At 67.4% G+C, this 16,348-nt stretch carries 13 protein-coding genes; 3 read left to right on the forward strand and 10 right to left on the reverse strand.

Annotated elements, in window-relative coordinates; translation table 11 throughout:
- Positions 1-139: 139 nt before the first annotated feature.
- Positions 140-3,190 carry a TonB-dependent receptor domain-containing protein gene (locus SPDO_RS09895; RefSeq protein WP_088367307.1) on the reverse strand — a complete coding sequence of 1,017 codons (3,051 nt, stop codon included), beginning with the start codon at positions 3,188-3,190 and terminating at the stop codon, positions 140-142.
- A 239-nt stretch (positions 3,191-3,429) separates the two neighbouring features.
- Between SPDO_RS09895 and SPDO_RS09900 the strand changes: the two genes are divergently transcribed.
- On the forward strand, positions 3,430-3,972 hold the full coding sequence (locus tag SPDO_RS09900) for a hypothetical protein (RefSeq protein WP_088367308.1): 543 nt from the start codon (positions 3,430-3,432) through the stop codon (positions 3,970-3,972).
- Positions 3,973-4,013: 41 nt separating this feature from the next.
- Here the strand turns inward: SPDO_RS09900 and SPDO_RS09905 are convergent, their stop codons facing one another.
- From SPDO_RS09905 to SPDO_RS09925, 5 genes are all read right to left on the reverse strand, one after another.
- Entirely contained in the window at positions 4,014-5,444 is a 1,431-nt protein-coding gene (locus SPDO_RS09905) for a GDSL-type esterase/lipase family protein (RefSeq protein WP_088367309.1), read from the reverse strand.
- On the reverse strand, positions 5,441-5,866 hold the full coding sequence (locus SPDO_RS09910; protein WP_088367310.1) for a hypothetical protein: 426 nt from the start codon (positions 5,864-5,866) through the stop codon (positions 5,441-5,443). Before SPDO_RS09910 ends, SPDO_RS09905 begins: the two co-directional genes overlap by 4 nt.
- A gap of 63 nt (positions 5,867-5,929) precedes the next feature.
- Positions 5,930-7,099, reverse strand: coding sequence for a glycosyltransferase (locus SPDO_RS09915; protein ID WP_211280043.1), 1,170 nt, complete (start codon positions 7,097-7,099; stop codon positions 5,930-5,932).
- Positions 7,096-8,034, reverse strand: a complete 939-nt coding sequence (locus SPDO_RS09920) for a glycosyltransferase family 2 protein (RefSeq protein WP_088367312.1) — start codon at positions 8,032-8,034, stop codon at positions 7,096-7,098. Before SPDO_RS09920 ends, SPDO_RS09915 begins: the two co-directional genes overlap by 4 nt.
- Entirely contained in the window at positions 8,031-8,609 is a 579-nt protein-coding gene (locus tag SPDO_RS09925) for a putative colanic acid biosynthesis acetyltransferase (RefSeq protein WP_088367313.1), read from the reverse strand. The genes SPDO_RS09920 and SPDO_RS09925 overlap by 4 nt, the downstream gene beginning before the upstream one ends.
- 138 nt (positions 8,610-8,747) lie before the next feature.
- Between SPDO_RS09925 and SPDO_RS09930 the strand changes: the two genes are divergently transcribed.
- The gene (locus SPDO_RS09930) at positions 8,748-10,211 is read left to right on the forward strand and encodes a hypothetical protein (RefSeq protein WP_088367314.1); all 1,464 of its coding nucleotides are present in this window, start codon (positions 8,748-8,750) and stop codon (positions 10,209-10,211) included.
- On the opposite strand, the gene SPDO_RS09935 is transcribed toward SPDO_RS09930, so the two are convergent.
- The 3 genes from SPDO_RS09935 to SPDO_RS09945 form a co-directional block, all read right to left on the reverse strand.
- The gene (locus SPDO_RS09935; RefSeq protein ID WP_143559628.1) at positions 10,208-11,143 is read right to left on the reverse strand and encodes a glycosyltransferase family 4 protein; all 936 of its coding nucleotides are present in this window, start codon (positions 11,141-11,143) and stop codon (positions 10,208-10,210) included. The two genes, SPDO_RS09930 and SPDO_RS09935, sit on opposite strands and share 4 nt — an antisense overlap.
- 76 nt (positions 11,144-11,219) lie before the next feature.
- Positions 11,220-12,518: a lipopolysaccharide biosynthesis protein gene (locus SPDO_RS09940; RefSeq protein ID WP_088367315.1), complete on the reverse strand. Its 1,299-nt coding sequence runs from the start codon at positions 12,516-12,518 to the stop codon at positions 11,220-11,222.
- Positions 12,519-12,652: 134 nt separating this feature from the next.
- Positions 12,653-13,633 carry an alpha/beta fold hydrolase gene (locus SPDO_RS09945; protein ID WP_088367316.1) on the reverse strand — a complete coding sequence of 327 codons (981 nt, stop codon included), beginning with the start codon at positions 13,631-13,633 and terminating at the stop codon, positions 12,653-12,655.
- Between the two features lie 76 nt (positions 13,634-13,709).
- Here SPDO_RS09945 and SPDO_RS09950 point away from each other — a divergent pair, with 76 nt between their 5' ends.
- On the forward strand, positions 13,710-14,393 hold the full coding sequence (locus SPDO_RS09950; RefSeq protein ID WP_088367317.1) for a DUF2490 domain-containing protein: 684 nt from the start codon (positions 13,710-13,712) through the stop codon (positions 14,391-14,393).
- Between the two features lie 270 nt (positions 14,394-14,663).
- On the opposite strand, the gene ctaD is transcribed toward SPDO_RS09950, so the two are convergent.
- On the reverse strand, positions 14,664-16,346 hold the full coding sequence (ctaD, locus tag SPDO_RS09955; RefSeq protein WP_088367318.1) for a cytochrome c oxidase subunit I: 1,683 nt from the start codon (positions 16,344-16,346) through the stop codon (positions 14,664-14,666).
- Between the last annotated feature and the right edge of the window lie 2 nt (positions 16,347-16,348).

Genomic DNA, 16,348 nt, shown 5'->3' on the forward strand with positions numbered 1-16,348 from the left:
CGCAGAGTGCGTTAGGAGGAAGGCGGACGAGGGTTCCGCTTGTCTGGCCGTGGCTGAAGCTCGGCTGCCTTGCAGCGTTTCGCAGACAAAAAAAGGGCGGGCACAAGGCCCGCCCTTCTCTTTGGTGTGAAGCGTTCGCTTAGAAGCGGATCTTCGCAGCCATCACGTAACGGCGACCAATCGCGTCGTAGGTCGACGGGAAGGTGTTGCCGCTGTTGAAGGTGGTCGAACCAGCCTCACCACCGACCAGCGGCGGCTCGATGTCGAACAGGTTCTGGATACCCGCGGTGAACGTCAGGTTCTCTGCAACGTTGAACCGGGTGGTGAGGTCGAAGTAATCCTTCGCCTCGATCCGGTTGAAGTTGACCTGACGGCCAGCCAGACGACCTGCCGAAGCCGGCAGCGTGCCCTCGAAGATGAAGCGCGAGTCTTCGTCGAAGCCACGAGCGACGAAGTCACCGGCTGCGCCCTCATAACGGGTGCTGCCGATGTGGCGCCACAGGAGCGAGATGTCCACGCCCTCGACCGTTGCCGTACCACGCACCGACCACTGCCACTCAGGGATCGGCTGACCGCAGTTGGCCGAGTAATAGCCGACGCAATCACGGTTGAAGCTGGCGGCAGTCGCCTGGAAGGTCGACTTGTCGGTCCAGGTCATCGAGCCGGCGAGGCTGAGCTTCGCGAAGCCGATGTCGTGCGCGTAGTTCGCGGTCACGTCGATACCGCTGGTTTCCAGACGGCCGAGGTTCGACAGCGACAGGAACAAGCCCGGCGTGGTGTTCGGGTCACCGTTCAGGCCGCCCGTGAGCGGGTCACGACGGATCGAGGTGCACGCCGCGCTGGTCGGCGAGTTGGTGCCGGTGGCGCCGAAGCAAGCAGAGATCGCGTCGCCCGGAGCCGGCGAGGTGATCGCACCGTCAACCTTGATGTTGAAGTAATCAACCGAGATCGACAGACGCGGCACGAAGGTCGGCGTGAAGACCACACCGGCCGTCCAGCTCTTGCCCACTTCCGGATCGAGCAGCAGGTTGCCGCCGCCGGTGGAGTTGGCCTGACCCGAGATCGGCTGCGCGATCGAATCAACGTTGGCAGCCGATGCACCCTGCGCAAGGCAGATGGCGCGCAGCGTGCCCGTCGGGTTCGGACGGATGCGGTTACCGTTGTCGTCGAACGTGGCGCACGGATCGTCCTGCAGGTTGGTGAGACCCGTGGTCACCGGCGAGAACAGCTCGGCGATGTTCGGGGCGCGAACGGCGCGCGCGTAGTTACCGCGGATCTTCAGGCCGTTGAACGGCGTCCAGCTACCAGCCGCCTTCCAGGTGGTGGTGTTGAAGCCCGGATCACCCGCTGCATCGATCGTGTAGCTGGAATAGCGGATGCCGCCTTCCACCGTCAGATCCTGGAAGAACGGACGGTTCTGGATCAGCGGAACGATGAGTTCGCCGATCGCTTCGTACACGTCATAGCCGCCGGTGATGTTCGGAGCCGGGCCACCGGCGCCGCCCAGATCGCCGCTGGCTGCCAGCGTGTCGGAGGCCTGCGATGCGCTGTAGCGACGATACTCGCCGCCAACCGCGAACGAGATCGGGTTGTCGGAAAGCGGGCTGGCCACGCCGAAGTCACCGCTGATCGTGGCGCGAGCCTGGGCCAGCGTGGTGCGGGTACGAACGGTCGACGTCTCGTTGAGGAAGTCGACAGCCGCGTCGGTCCAGGTGGCGTTACCCTGCGGACCGAACCAGTTGATCGGAACGCAGCCGGCGGCCGTGCCGTCGAAGCAGCTGGTGGTGTTGTTGGCGAGGAAGCTGTCTGCAACGCGCGAGTTCAGGGTGTAGCCCTGGATCGACTGCAGGTTCTCCGACTCACCGTACGAACCGAACACGTCCCAATCGATCGTGTCGGTGATCGCGCCGCGCGCGCCGAGACGATAGTCGAAGAACTGCGTCGAGTACTCGCTGACGCGCGGACCCACCTCGGTCGCACGACGGAACAGCGCGCTGGTGACCGTCTGGTAGCCGGCATCGCCCGGCGTCAACGTCGGGTTCGCAGCAGCGGCGCAGGCCGCGGCCGAAATGCCGTTGGCCGAGCAGAAGGTGTTGCGCAGCGCGTCGGTCAGGAACGGGTTGTTGAGCGGAATGTCGACCGCGACGCCGAACGAACCCGACGGTGCGATGATCGTCGACACGGTGTTCTTCGAGAAGATGCCACGCGTGTAGACTTCGACGTCGTCGCTGACTTCGTAGTTGGCCGCACCATAGATGTTGAAGCGGTCAAACGGCGTCTGATAGACGTTGAACGGGTTGAAGTTGAACGCGGTGAACGCGTTGCCCGGACGGAAAGCCGTGCCGTCTGCGTTGACCTGACGCGTGCCCTGGCCGGGGATCGAGAAGCGCGACGGAACCGCCGTGCCCGAACCGCCGCCGCCGCCGGTGCCGGAGCTGAGCGCGAGGAAGCCGTAGTCGCGGGCGCCCTGATAGATCGGATCCGATTCCTGGTAGCCGATGCTGAACACCGCGTTGCCGCGGCCGTCATCGAAGTTCGCACCGATCGTCACGTCGGCGCGGAACACGCTGCCGTCGCCTTCTTCGCTGATCTGCTGCGAGACGTTTGCCTCGAGGCCGGCGAAGTTACGGCGGGTGATGAAGTTGATGACGCCCGAAACCGCGTCTGCACCGTAGGTGGTCGATGCACCGCCGGTCAGCACGTCCACGCGGTCGATCAGCGCGAGCGGCACGTTGTTAAGGTCGAAACGGCCGTTCAGTTCGGCCGGCACCAGGCGGACGCCGTCGAGCAGGACGACGTTGCGGTTCGACCCGAGGTTGCGCAGGTTGGCGAACGACGCACCGCCGTTGCCGTTGTTGACCGCGGAACCGATCGACGGGGTGATGCCCGGCAGTTCGCGCAGCAGCTCTTCTGCAACGTTGGCCTGCTGCAGGTCGATTTCGTCGGCGCCGACGACCTTGACCGGGGTGGCCTGAACGAGGTTCGGGTTCTTGATCAGCGTACCGGTAACGACGATGTCGCCGGTCGCGGTCGGGGCGGTGTCAGCACCTTCCTGCGTGACGACGCCCGGCGCCGGTGCACCCGGCGTAACAGTCGAGTCGACCTGCTGCGCCGACGCGGAGCCGGCTGCCATCACGGCGCCGACGAACAGCGTCGTCGTCAACAAGCGCGAGCGAAAAGTTGTGCGCATGTGTGTTTCCCTTTTGATGCCCCGGTTGAACCCGGTTTATCGGCTTGCCCTAATGTGCGATCGACAAAGACCGACCCACATGGCCACACGGGCTAATCAGCAATCCCCGCCCCTGCAACGTCCACCCGGCGCATCCGCCACATTGCCGCGCAAGTGTAACAGGAAGGCAACACTTTCCTGTCCGCCTTGTCCGGTTTCACGACACACTGTATCACCAGCTTAGTTCAAGGAGACGAGAAATGGCGCAATCACGCGCGCTGGCGGCCGGAAGCATGGCGGTGGCGATCATCGCCGCGACCGGTGCCGCAGGGGCACAGGCGCAGGACCGCGCAAGCAGCCGGGTGGTGCAATCCTTTGCCCAATGCCGCGCGATTGCGGTGCCGGAGGAGCGGCTGGCCTGTTTCGACAAGGCGGCGGCTGCGCTGGAGCAGGCGGTGCAGGCGAAGGAAGTGCGCATCCTTGACAAGGACGACGTGCGGCGCACCCGGCGATCGCTATTCGGTTTCCAGCTGCCGCGCGTGGGGCTGTTCAACGAAGGCGACGAAGAGGCGAAGAAGGAGGAGTTCACCGAGATCAACACCACGGTGGCGTCCGCGCGACAGGTGCAGGGCGGACGGGTCGAGATCCGGCTGAGTGGTGAGGACGATGCGGTGTGGCAGACCACCGAGGCGGTGACCTTCCCGCCCAAGGCTGGCGACAAGATCCGCATTCGCCGCGGGGCGATCGGCAGCTATTTCATCAACTTCGGCGGTCGCAGCGTGCGCGGGATGCGCGTGCGCTGATCCCTGACCGGCGGGCCGGGGCGAGCGCACGCGCGCCTCGCCTAGCCGGGCAAGATCGACAGTGCCGGGAGCACCGCCGTCCGGATCGCCTGCTCGATCCGCTCGGCATAATAGCCAATGCCGATCTCGGGCGGATGGACGTTGTCAGCCGCGACGTAGAAGCCGGCGTTGGCGACGCCGGCGGGCACTCCGCTGGCGTTGTTCCACGAGCCCACCACCCACGGCGGCGTCGCGCCGCAGATGGGCACAAAGAGGGTGAGCGGATCGCCGGCTTGCGCGACCGCTGCGGCGATCGCCGCCTCCACCGCCGCGGCCCCCGGCAGGTTGATCGATGGTACGCCGACCACGATGATTGGCGCCGCCGATCCGGCGCGCAGCGTGCGCAAGGTTGCCAGCACGGCGGCCTGCACGGCCGCGGGGGCATAGCCGACGTCGTTGGTCGATCCCATCAACATGAGCGCATCGGGTGCGAGGGCGAGTGCCTGTGCCGCCCGCTGCCCAAAGGTGCGGAAGCTCGCGGCGGAGGCATTGCAATAGCCGGTACCGCCGACCGACAAGTTCCAGCAATCGCGCCAGCCGAGCCGCTTGGCGAGCAGTTGCGCGATCGATCCGCCCGCGAGCCAGGGACCGTAGCTCGACCCGGCATTGTAGCTGTCGCCGATGACGGCCAGCCGCGGCGCACCGCCACCGTCCGCGCTGACTGTGGCCGTGGCGCCGGTCTGGACGCCGCCGAACTGCGAGGCGCTCTTGCCGGTTTCCAGCTCATAGTGACGCCACCGGCGCCCCGTACTGGCCGACCAGTCGATCACCAGCCATTGATCCTGTCCGCCGGCGACATGGCTGCCCGGCATCAGATAGCGCCCATCGACGATCACCCGCACCTGCGCCGAGCCGGCGGGGATGAACAGCGCCACCTTCTCCCCGTCGCAGGCGAAGGAGACCGACGCGCCCACGCACATCGGCGCGCCCGCCTTTGCCTCGAAGCTGGTCAGCGACCAGAAGGTCGTGCGCAGGGGTGAAGCGGTTGCCCCGCGGAGCGTGAAGGCGCCGGAGTGGGCGGCAGGCGTCCAGGTTGCACCGAGCGACGGGTTGCTGGTGACCGCCGTCACTGCTGGTGCCCCGTCGCCCGGATCGGCGGCGCGCGCTCCGCCGACGAACGCCCAGTACAGCCCACCGGCACCATCGGCGACATATTGACCGTTGGTGCTTGTCGTCGGGCCGGTGCCGCTCAGCGGCGCGGTGCCCGCCAAGCCGCACAGATACCAATTGCCGCCATGCGCCACCACCTGGCCAACCGCGTAAGCGGCGCCTGGCGTATAGGCCGGGGCGGCAAGCCAGTGCCGCTCGACTACCGGATTGCGGCCAAGCGCCGCGCCCGCCGCCCGCAGCAGATTGGCGTGGCGGGCCGAGGCGGCTGCGGCTGCGCGGCCTTGCGCGGCGAGGCCGCGCGCCACCACATCCACGCCGCTCATTGCGCCACCCGATAGGTGAGCGTGCCGTTCAGCAGCGTTGCCGACACATAATGAAGCGCACCTGCCTCGCTTTCACTCACCACCGCTTCGTTGCAATTGGCGGTGAAACGCGCCCAGCGCGCACCGCCCGCCGTCAGCGGCAGGCTGGTGACCCCGCCATCGGTGGAGCGCAGCACCTCGACCGTGCCGGTCCACTCGCCCGTGAGCGTGACCCAGATCGGACGGTCCAGATCTGGGGCGAACGGCCCCGCGATGCCGCTGGCGGTCAAGGTGCCGGTGAGCGGGATCGAGCCGGCCGGTTTCTGAACGGCGCGCACCGGCAGCGGATTGTCCTCATGCACCGCCACGGCCGGCGCATCGACCGCGCCGAACGCCACGGCATATTGCGGCACGAAGCCTGCTGGTATTTCCACTTCCGCCATGTCTTCCTCCTGTTTGTTCCATTTATGTTCTACAGGAGGCCGAATGGTGTAGGACAGCGGCTTTCAGGGGATCGATTGCTCGATCAGCGATCGCAGGCTGTCGGCCGCGCGATCGATGTGGAAGCGGGTGGTGAAGCAGGCGCGTGCCTGAACGCGCATCGCCTCTCGCTGCGCGGGCGTGCAGGCGAGAAATCGCGCGATGAGGTCGATCGTGCCTGCCTGCGTATCGGATGCGGCGAACCCTGCGCCATCGGCCACGACCTCGCGCCAGATCGCCACCTGATCGCTGACCAGCACCGGCGTGCCCGCGGCGAGCGCCTCGGCAACGGCGATGCCAAAATTCTCCTGGTGCGATGGCAGCACAAAGGCGCTGGCGGCCCGCAGCGCGCCGGCCTTTTGTGCGCCGGCCAACATGCCGGGAAAGTGGACGCGGGCGGCGATGCCGGCGTCGCTTGCGATCTGCTGCAGGGTAGGCACCAGCTGCGCCTGGTCCGGCCCCGCGACGACCAGATGCAGTGCCGGCTCGCGGTTCGCCAGTGCCACGAAGGCGCGCACCAGCAGATCGCAGCCCTTTTTGGAATGGATCCGGCCGAGAAAGAGTAGAAACGGGTGTGCGCCGAGCGCCGGAAGCGATTGCCGAAAGGCCGCTTCGTCGGTGGCGCCATGTGGCAGATCGGCGGTGCCGTAGTTCACCACCGCGCTGTGCAGGCTATAGGGCCAGAAAGCCCGGTGCGCGCGCAACCGCTCCTCTTCGCTGGTGAAGAGCACCGCGCGCGCGTTGCGTAGCAGCGGCGCCTCCGCCCACCACCAGCTGGCTTGCTTGGCGAGATGCTTGAGCGGGGCGGTGCGGCGGAACCAGGGGTCAAGCATGCCGTGCGGAAACACGAAATACGGCACCGGGCCGCCGGCGAGCGCCTGCGCTGCCCCGCGCGCACCATAGCGCCACAAGCCTGAGACGATCACCGCATCGTAGCGCTGTGCGTTGGCCCGCAGCCACGGGACCATGGCTGGCGCGTAGCGGTAGCGGCGCAGCGGCCCCCCGCCGCGCGCCGGGCCGAGCGCGGTGATGGTGCCGGGGTAATCGGGCAGGTGGCGTTCGTCGGGCGGATCGAGCGTGAGGAGATCCTGCCGGTGCCCCTGCCGCGCCCAGATCGCCGCCACTTGCCGCGCGCCCTCGATCGGGCCGCCGGTGCGCGGATCGGCGCTGGTAATGATCCGCAGGATGCGCGTCACGCCGGTGGCGCGATCGGCAGGCCGCTGAGCGTTGCGAGCCGCGCCAAGCGTTCCTCGCGCGATTGGCAGGCGGCAAGCTCGCCTTCCCATTCGGCGACCTTTGCGGCGACCAGGAAGCGATACCAGAAGCCCTGCAGCAGATGGTAGATCAGCCCGGCCCGGCCATCCATGAAGCCGCGCTGCGCGATGTAGCGGTAGAGGAAATAGCCGAGCGGCCCGGCCCATAACGGCAGCCGAGCATAGACCTTTGTCTTCAGCACCCGCTTGCGGCGTGCCTGACCGGAGAGCCGGGAGGGCGCGGCATCGAACAAGGCGTGGCGGGTGGCGAGCACCTCGACTGCCTCGCGGCTGGCATAGCCATTGTGCTTGGCGGTGAAGAACGACAGGTCGCCGGTGTTCGCATCGGCAAAGCCGCCCGCCAGCTTGATCGCGCGCCCGTGGGTGAGGACCACATGCTCGTCCATCCAGCGCGCCTCCATCCGGCCCGCGCCGGTGCGCCACAGCCGCAAGAGCCACAGGGGGTAGCGCCCGCCGTGGCGGATCCAGCGGCCCATGAAGAGATGCTTGCGGTTCAGCAGCACGCCCGTGACGTCCGCCGCGGCAGTCGGCAGGGTGGTCGCGATCGCCTGCGCCAGATCGGGCTCGATCAGCTCGTCGGCATCGAGCCGCAGCGTCCAGCCGGTGGTGATGCCGCCGTGATCGAGCGCCCATTGCATCTGCGCGGCATGGCTGGTGAACGGGTGCTGCAGCACGCGGGCGCCGGTGGCCCTCGCCAGATCGACCGTCGCGTCGGTCGAGAAGCTGTCGACCACCAGCACCGCGCGCGCGATGGGGCGCACGCTGGCGATGGCGCGCGCGATGTGGTGCGCCTCGTTGAAGGTGATGATGACGACGGTGAGATCCGCTGCTGTCGTTGTGCCGAGCGCTTCGCTCATGTCGACGCGCCGAAGCGGATGCGGCGGTCGCGCAGGTGGGTCGCGGGATTGCCACCGTGGACGGTCCAGGGTGGCAGATCGCGCATCGCGCAGCCGCGTGCCCCGAGCACGGCCCCCTCGCCGATCGTTACGCCCGGCCCGACGAACGCCTCTGCCGCGACCCAGGCGCGCGCACCGATCGCGATCGGGCGGGCGCGCAGCTGGAATGCCGGATCCTCGATATCGTGCGTGCCGGCGCAAAGATGCGCGCGCTGCGAGATGATCGCATGCGCGCCGATCGTGATGCGCGCCATGGAATAGACGTTCGCGCCCGGCCCGATCGCGGCATGATCGCCGATGACGAGATTGGCCGGCGACCAGATGCGCGCGCTGGCATAGACATTCGCGGTCGGCGCCACCCGAGCGCCGAACAGCCGCAGCAGCAGGCGACGCCAGGCGCGCAGCGGCGGCGGGGTCCAGCGTGCCAGCAGCAGCCACGTTGCTGCCCAAGCGAGGCGATACAGACGATTGCCGAGCGCAAAGCTCGGCCCGCCTTTCCACGCACCCGCCACCCGCCCGTCAAGCGGCTGCGCCATCGCCAATCAGCATGATATTCTCCCCCTCGAGACAGGCTAGGCGATCCGCGCGAGGCTCGCAACGCAGTGTATCGACGCGTGCGCGATGGCGGATTAGGCTTACCGCCGGGGAAAAGCGGGGGAGGTTGGATTAGCGCCATGCAATGGCTCGGCTGGGCCTATCTGATCGTGCTGGCGCTGCTCGGCTGCGCGCAATTGCTATTGGGCGCCAGCCTATGGGTCCTCGGCGTGCTTGTGCTGATATCAGGCGCGGCGGTGATCCCGCTGCTTCGCAGCCAGTGGCGCGTATCCGACGGGCTGTACGCGATCATGACCGTGTATTTCGGATCGGGCGCGTTGCTGGTGAAGACGCTGGCGGGTCAGCCAGTCCACAGCAACCTGCAGGTGCCCGATCTTTCCGCCGGCTATCTGTTGCTTGGCTTTGGCGCGATCACGATCGGCTATGGTGTCGCCCGCACGGTGTCGCGCCCCTCGCGCAGCGCGGAGCATCTGCGCCATCTGACGCGCCATGAGCCCAATCTCGTTCGGCTTGCCGTCCCAACCTTTCTCGCTGGCGCCGTGTTCCTGTTCCTGCAGACGCAGTTTCGCCCGATCGCGGTGGATGGCGGCTTCGAGCCGGGCGGGTTCGGCGGGTTCGGCACCTTCTACCCGCTGCTGCCGCTCGGCATCGCCTTGCAGGCCGCGCTGGTGGTGCGGCAACCGCTGGTCGCCCGGCACAAGGCCGTGCTCGCCGTGATGATGCTGGTCGTGCTGGCGCTGACGCTGGCCGACAATACCAAGCGGACCTTGTTCGACTGCCTGCTGGTGATCGCGCTTGTCTTCGTGGTGCATGGCGCGCGGTTGCGCCTGCGGTGGATCATCCCTGCAGGGGTGAGCGCCGCCGTGCTGCTGGCGCTTGTCATGCCGGCGGTGCAGATCGTGCGCACCATGACCGACGTGCGCAGCACCGCGCGGATCGGCGCCACGTGGTCAGTGCTGCGCGAGCATGGCTTCCACCCTGTGCGGCTCGCCGCAACCGCCGATCAGCTGGCGACCGGGCACCAGCGCGTGTGGCGCGACAGCTACATCTTCCCGCTGGCCTGGAATACCGAGCGGTTTACGATGATCCAGCCGATCGACCTCGTGGCGCGCGGCCTGGACGCGTTCGGCACGATCGGCGGCGCTGACCTGTGGCGCGATCCGGCCGAGACGTTGCTGCCGGGCTTCCTCATCACCAAGACGCTGGCGAACGCCCCCGATCGGATCGCGTGGCATTACGGCTTTCGCGAGAACGGCTCGATCGCGCGGCCGGTGGTGGGGCTGATCGCCAGCAGCCTTGCCGCGTTCGGCGTCGCTGGCGTGATGCTGCTGCCGATGCTGGCGGCGGGACTGGCGTTTGCCGCGCTGGATTGGCTGGGCGGGCGGCTGAGCGGCAATGTCTGGGCGGCGTTCATCCTCGCCGCCACGTCGTTCCTGGCCGAGAAGGAGGTCAGCACCACCTTGTCGTTCTTCTGCCGCAGCTATCCGTTTCTCCTGCTGGTCGCGGCATGCATGTTGCTGATCGGCAGGGTGCGCCGTCCCCGCCCGGTGCGGGTGATCCCGATCAACGGCATGTCGCTTTAGAGCAGAGCGGCGAGATTGTGCGTGAAGGCGGCGGCCGAATAGCGGCTGGCTGTCTTGCGGTGACCGGCCGCGCCCATGCGCCGCGCCAGTTCGGGATCATCGAGCAGCCGGCGAAGCCTGTCGGCGAGCGCGGGTACGTCCTCCGGGTCAACGACGAACCCGTCCGCCCCTTCCTCGATCACCTCCGCTGCGGCGCCGAAGCGCGAGCCGATCACCGGCAGGCCGCGCGCCCATGCCTCCAGATAGACGATGCCGAATCCTTCCTTCGATGAGGGCAAGGCGAAGACCTGCGCCTCGGCATAGGCACGCGCCAGCGCCGCCTCGTCGACCCAGCCGGGCAGCGCCACGCGATTGCTGACGCCGAGCGTGGCGGCAAGATCCTGCAACTCCCCCCGCAGCGGGCCGTCGCCGATCACCGTCAACTGCGCGTCGGGCAGCGCAGGCAGCGCGGAGACGAGCTTGTCGACATGCTTTTCGCGCTCCCCAGCGCCCAGCCGCGCCACGGCGAGGATGGTCTTGCCCGCCACGACCGGCGCTAGCGGCGAGGGTTCGGGCAGGTCGACGGCATTGGGGAACAGCACGAATTTGGCCGCTTGCAGGCCGAAGGCTGCGGCCATGCGCTGCTGCGAGAAGCGGCTGACGATGGCGATCCGATCGATCGCCGCCCGTAGCACACGCCGCTCCCACCAGCGGGGCGCGCGATAGGCCGGATCGCCCCACACTTCGATACCATGCGCGAAGAGGATGATGCGCGCGCGCGGCCGAAGGGCTCGCGCGAGCAGGGCAAGCGGCAGCAGGTTGATGTGGCCGATCAGCACCACATCGGCCCGGCGCAACGTGGCGACGATCGTCGCGGCGAATCGGCGCGGTGGGTGATCGGCGCGCATGGCGACGCCCGGTCGGCAGCCGAGTGCGCGCAAGGACTCGATCACGCGCCGGTTAAAGCGCTGAATGCCGCCGTGTCCCGTGGCGGACAGGCCAATGAATAGGATGGAGCGCGGCGCGGCGCTATCGCGCACGGCGGTGCCCCCAGATCATGACCGGGATCATCGCGATGTGCCCTGCGAGGAGCGCGGCGGCGATCCCGCTCAGCCCGAAGATCGGGGCAAGCACGGCGGCTGCGGCAAGCGTCACAGTGGCCACCAGCAGGAAGATGAGGGTGACGGCGCCATGCCGGTTCACCGATGCGATCGGCGTGAACAGCGCGGACCACAGCATCTCGGCCGCGACGGCAGCGACCAGCAGCGGAAGAAAGGGATAGACCGGCTGCACCGCGCCATGGGTGAGCATCGGCAGCACAAAGGGCGCGGCGATCAGCACGGCGAGCGCGTAAGCCGCCGTGAGGGGCGCGGTGACGCCGGCCTGAACGCGCAGCAGCCGCGCAGCGCCGTGGCGATCGCCGCGCCCGGCGAGCGCGGCATATTCGCTCGTCACGCTGTTGTTAAGCATGTTGATCGCCGCCATGCCGACGCGCGACACGGTGCGCGTGGTCGAGAAGATCACGGTGGCGACGGCACCGAGCGCGCCGCCGACGATCAGCAACGGCGCCTGGATCAGCAGCGCCTGGGCGAGCGGCAGGAGCATATAGGCGAGCGCCGGGCGACACAGGCCGGCAAGCGTGGCATGATCGGCGTGGCGGGTGCCGAGCGACAGCCAGTGCGACAGGCCGCGCAGCCAGCGGTAGGCGGCGGCGAGCGTGATCAGCCGCACCGCCAGCATGGCGCCGGCGGCCGCGATCAGGCCACCGCCGGCGAGCGCCGCGGCGGCGACCGCGGTCCCTTCGAGCAGGCGGGCACTGGCCGCCCACATCGCCTCGCTGGCGGGGCGGTTCTCGGCGCGGATGCCAGCGCATACCAGCAGAAAGAGCTGGTAGAACAGCACGTTGGCGATGAGCAGGAGGAGCGTGGTGCGCGCGGCTCCGGGCGTGACCGCGTCGACCGAGAGCCAGCCGGGAACGTCGGCAAGGAAGATCGCGGCGGCGCTGGCGGCGAGGAGCAGCGGGGCGGCGATCGCGAGCAGCGCGAAGATACTCTGGAAGATGCGCAGCGCCTCGTCGCGTCGCCCGGCGGCGACCGCCATGACCATCGCGTTCTTGGCCACATAGGTGAAGCCGAAGTCACTGAATGTAAGGTAGAAAGGCACCGCCGACAGCAAGAGCCAGGCACCGTAGAGCGGCACCCCCCAGGCGTGGAGGAGCAGCGGGACGAGCGCGAGTTGCACGGCCAGCGTGACGAGCTGGCCATAGGCCTGCGCCGACAGCGTGCGCCCGAGCCGGGCGGCGGTGCCGCGGTCGAGCGACCGGCTCAACAGTCCGCCTCCGGTCGCCACGCTGCTTGCTTCCCCCTCTTGTCCCCCCGGTTAGCTGCGGCCTTTCGGGCAGAGGAGCAAGCCGCTTTGTGGCGAGAATCGGCCGCCTTCCGGCGAAAATCAGCCGCGGGCTATTACCCGATGGCCTTGAGCCAATCGACCAGCAGGTGGTTGACCTCTTCGGGCCGTTCCTGCTGCGTCCAATGGCCGCAATCCTCCAGCAAATGCCCTTCGACGCGCGGCACGTGTGGGCGCATGACCCCGATCGGATCGGGCAGCGCGCCAAAGCCGGTGGTGGCGGGATCCTTGGTACCGCCGATGAACAGCGCCGGCTGCTCGATGCGGCGATCGCGGAATTGCTGGAGCCAGGCGAAGTCGCGCTCGTGATTGCGATAGCGGCTGATCGGGCCGAAGAAGCCGGATGCCTCGAACTCGGCGACGTAATAATCGAGATCGGCGTCGCCGAGCCAGGCGGGGAAGGGATCGGGATCGACCATGTCCTGCAGCAAGGTCGCGCCGGCCGCCTTGGTGGGCCAGGTGCCCGGCGGGGCGTCGCCCGAGATCGCGTAATAGAATTTGCGCAGGAAATCGCGCACGTCGGCCTCCGCCTCGCGCTCCGCCGGGCCGACCTCCTGGAACCATTCCTGGTAGAAGAAGCGGCCCTTGTTGGTGAAGGCGTGACGGAACGTTTCGGTGAACGGGCGCGCGGGCACGCCGGTATAGGGGACGGACAGCGCGGCGACGGCGCGGAAGCGATCGGGCCGGGTCAGCGCCGAATTCCACACCTGCGGCGCGCCCCAGTCATGCCCGACGAGGATCGCGGGCGCGCCGGGTTGGAGCGCCTGCGCCACCGCGTCGATGTCGGCGACGAGATGCTCCATGGCGTAATCCTCGACGCGGGTCGGCTTGTCCGAGCCGCCGTAGCCGCGCACGTCGATCGCCGCCGCGGTGAAGCCCGCCTGTGCCACCGGCCCGAGCTGATGCCGCCAGGAATACCAGCTTTCGGGAAAGCCATGCACCATCAGGACCAGCGGCCCCTCCCCTTCGACGGCGGTGCGGATGCGCACCGGGCCGGTATCGATCATCCGAAATTCAGGCGTCCGAAACTCGGGCATGTCTCTCTCCAACTTTTTGTTGCTGCAATCAGACGGCGCATGGCTGCGTGCCGACCGGCAGGGTACAACTGGCGTCATGCACCGTATTCTGCCGCTTTGTCTCCTGTCGTGCGTGACATTCGCCGCGCCCGCTATCGCCCAGACGACCCATGACGAGGCGGTGTGGGTGAATGGCACCGTGTCGGGCAAGATCGAAGGGCCGATGGTGTTCTTCGCCGAGGTGCAACCGCGGATCGGCGACGGCGTGTCGCGATTGCAGCAATTGCTGCTGCGGCCGGCGGTCGGCGTCGAGCTATCCAAGGCGGTGACGATCTATCAGGGCTATGCGCGCGTGATCGATCCGGTCGATGGTGGGCGGGATCTGCAGGAGGATCGCCTATTCCAGCAGGTGACGTGGAACGTCGGCACGATCGGGCAGCTGGAGGTGCAATCGCGTACCCGGCTGGAAGAGCGCTGGCGCAACGATGGCGACGGCATGTCGCTGCGCGCGCGGGAGATGATGCGGTTCGAATATCCGCTCGCGCCGGGTAGCCGGCGGGTGGCGGCGCTGGCGTCGGTGGAGGGGTTCGTCGGGCTGACGACCGCCGAGTGGGGCGGCGAGCCGGGGTTCGATCAGGTGCGCAGCTTCGTCGGCGTGGAGATCCCGTTGGCGGGCAAATCGACGATCGAGGCCGGGTATCTGAACCAGACGCGCGATGCGCCGGGCGGCGACGTGCGGATGGCGCATGTCGCATCGGTGAGTGTCTTTATCCGCATGTAGCACACGGTGACCACGTCCTGAGGGCTGCCCGTTGCGAGGCGGCGCGAGTTGCTACGCTTGTGCTGAGTCGCATTGACGCTGGCTGAGGGTGACGTGCGAGCCGAGCCGAGCCGCGACCAAGCTGCGCCCTTGGCCGGGGCGGTGGTGGGGCGTGGCTGTGCGATGCTTCAGCCGCCGCCTGCTCGCGCCCGGCGCCAGCTTAGCTTCTCCCAAAAAGAAAGCGCCCCGCGAGTTTCCTCGCGGGGCGCTGTTCCTGTCACCGGTTGGCGATCAATGGTGCTTTTCGTCCTCGATCACCGGCAGCGTTTCGAACTGGTGATACGGCGGCGGCGACGTCAGCGTCCACTCGAGCGTGGTGGCACCCTCGCCCCAGGGATTGTCGGGCGCCTTCTTGCCCGCGGCGAGCGACCAGACGAGATTGATGAAGAAGATCACCATGCCCAGCGCCATGATCTCATAGCCGTGCGTCGCGATGCCGTTCCAGTAAGCGTAGGCGTCCGGATAGTCCGGGTAGCGCCGCGGCATGCCCTGGAGACCCAGGAAATGCATTGGGAAGAACAAGAGGTTCACGCCGGCGAAGAACACCCAGAAGTGCAGCTGGCCGAGGAACTCGTTGTACATCTTCCCCGACATCTTCGGGAACCAGTAATAGAAGCCGGCGAACAGCGCGAACACGGCGCCGAGCGACAGCACGTAGTGGAAGTGCGCCACGACGTAATAGGTGTCGTGCATGTAATCGTCGACGCCGCCGTTGGCGAGCACCACACCCGTCACGCCACCCACGGTGAACATGAAGATGAAGCCGATCGCCCAGACCATCGGCGTCTTGAAGGTGAGCGAGCCACCCCACATGGTCGCGATCCAGGAGAAGATCTTGATGCCGGTCGGCACCGCGATGACCATGGTTGCGGCGGTGAAGTACATCTTCGTGTTCACCGAAAGGCCGGTGGCGAACATGTGGTGCGCCCACACGACGAAGCCGACCACGCCGATCGCCACCATGGCATAGGCCATGCCGAGATAGCCGAAGATCGGCTTGCGGCTGAAGGTGGAGATGATGTGGCTGATGATGCCGAAGCCCGGCAGGATCATGATGTACACTTCGGGGTGACCGAAGAACCAGAACAGGTGCTGGTACAGGATCGGATCGCCACCGCCGGCCGGATCGAAGAAGGTCGTGCCGAAGTTACGATCGGTCAGCAGCATGGTGATCGCCGCGGCGAGAACCGGCAGCGACAGCAGCAGCAGGAACGCGGTGACCAGCACCGACCAGGCGAACAGCGGCATCTTGTGCAGCGTCATGCCCGGTGCGCGCATGTTGAAGATGGTGGTGATGAAGTTGATCGCACCCAGGATCGACGACGCACCCGACAGGTGGAGCGACAGGATCGCCATGTCGACCGACGGACCCGGCTCACCATAAGTGGAGAGCGGCGCATAAACGGTCCAGCCGGTGCCCGCACCCGCGCCGAAGAACGGCGAGGACAGCAGCAGCAGGAAGGACGGCACCAGCAGCCAGAAGCTGATGTTGTTCATGCGCGGGAAGGCCATGTCCGGCGCACCGATCATCAGCGGCACGAACCAGTTGCCGAAGCCGCCGATCATCGCCGGCATCACCATGAAGAACACCATGATGAGGCCGTGGGCGGTGATCATCACGTTCCACAGGTGCAGCGCCTCGTCGAACGTGCCCGGGCCATGCAGCATGGCGAGCCAGGTCGGCAGGTACTGGATGCCCGGATCACGCAGCTCGATACGCATCAGACCCGAGATCGCGCCGCCGATGATGCCGGCGAAGATCGCGAAGATCAGGTAAAGGGTGCCGATGTCCTTGTGATTGGTGGACATGAACCAGCGCTGGAAGAACGCGGGCTTGTGATCCGCGTCGTGATGGTGGTGCGCATGGTCGTCGTGCGCCTGAAAGGCGGATGGGTTGAGTGCGGTATCGGTCATGA

The sequence above is a fragment of the Sphingomonas dokdonensis genome (assembly GCF_002197685.1).
GTDB classification, from domain to species: Bacteria; Pseudomonadota; Alphaproteobacteria; order Sphingomonadales; family Sphingomonadaceae; genus Sphingomonas; species Sphingomonas dokdonensis.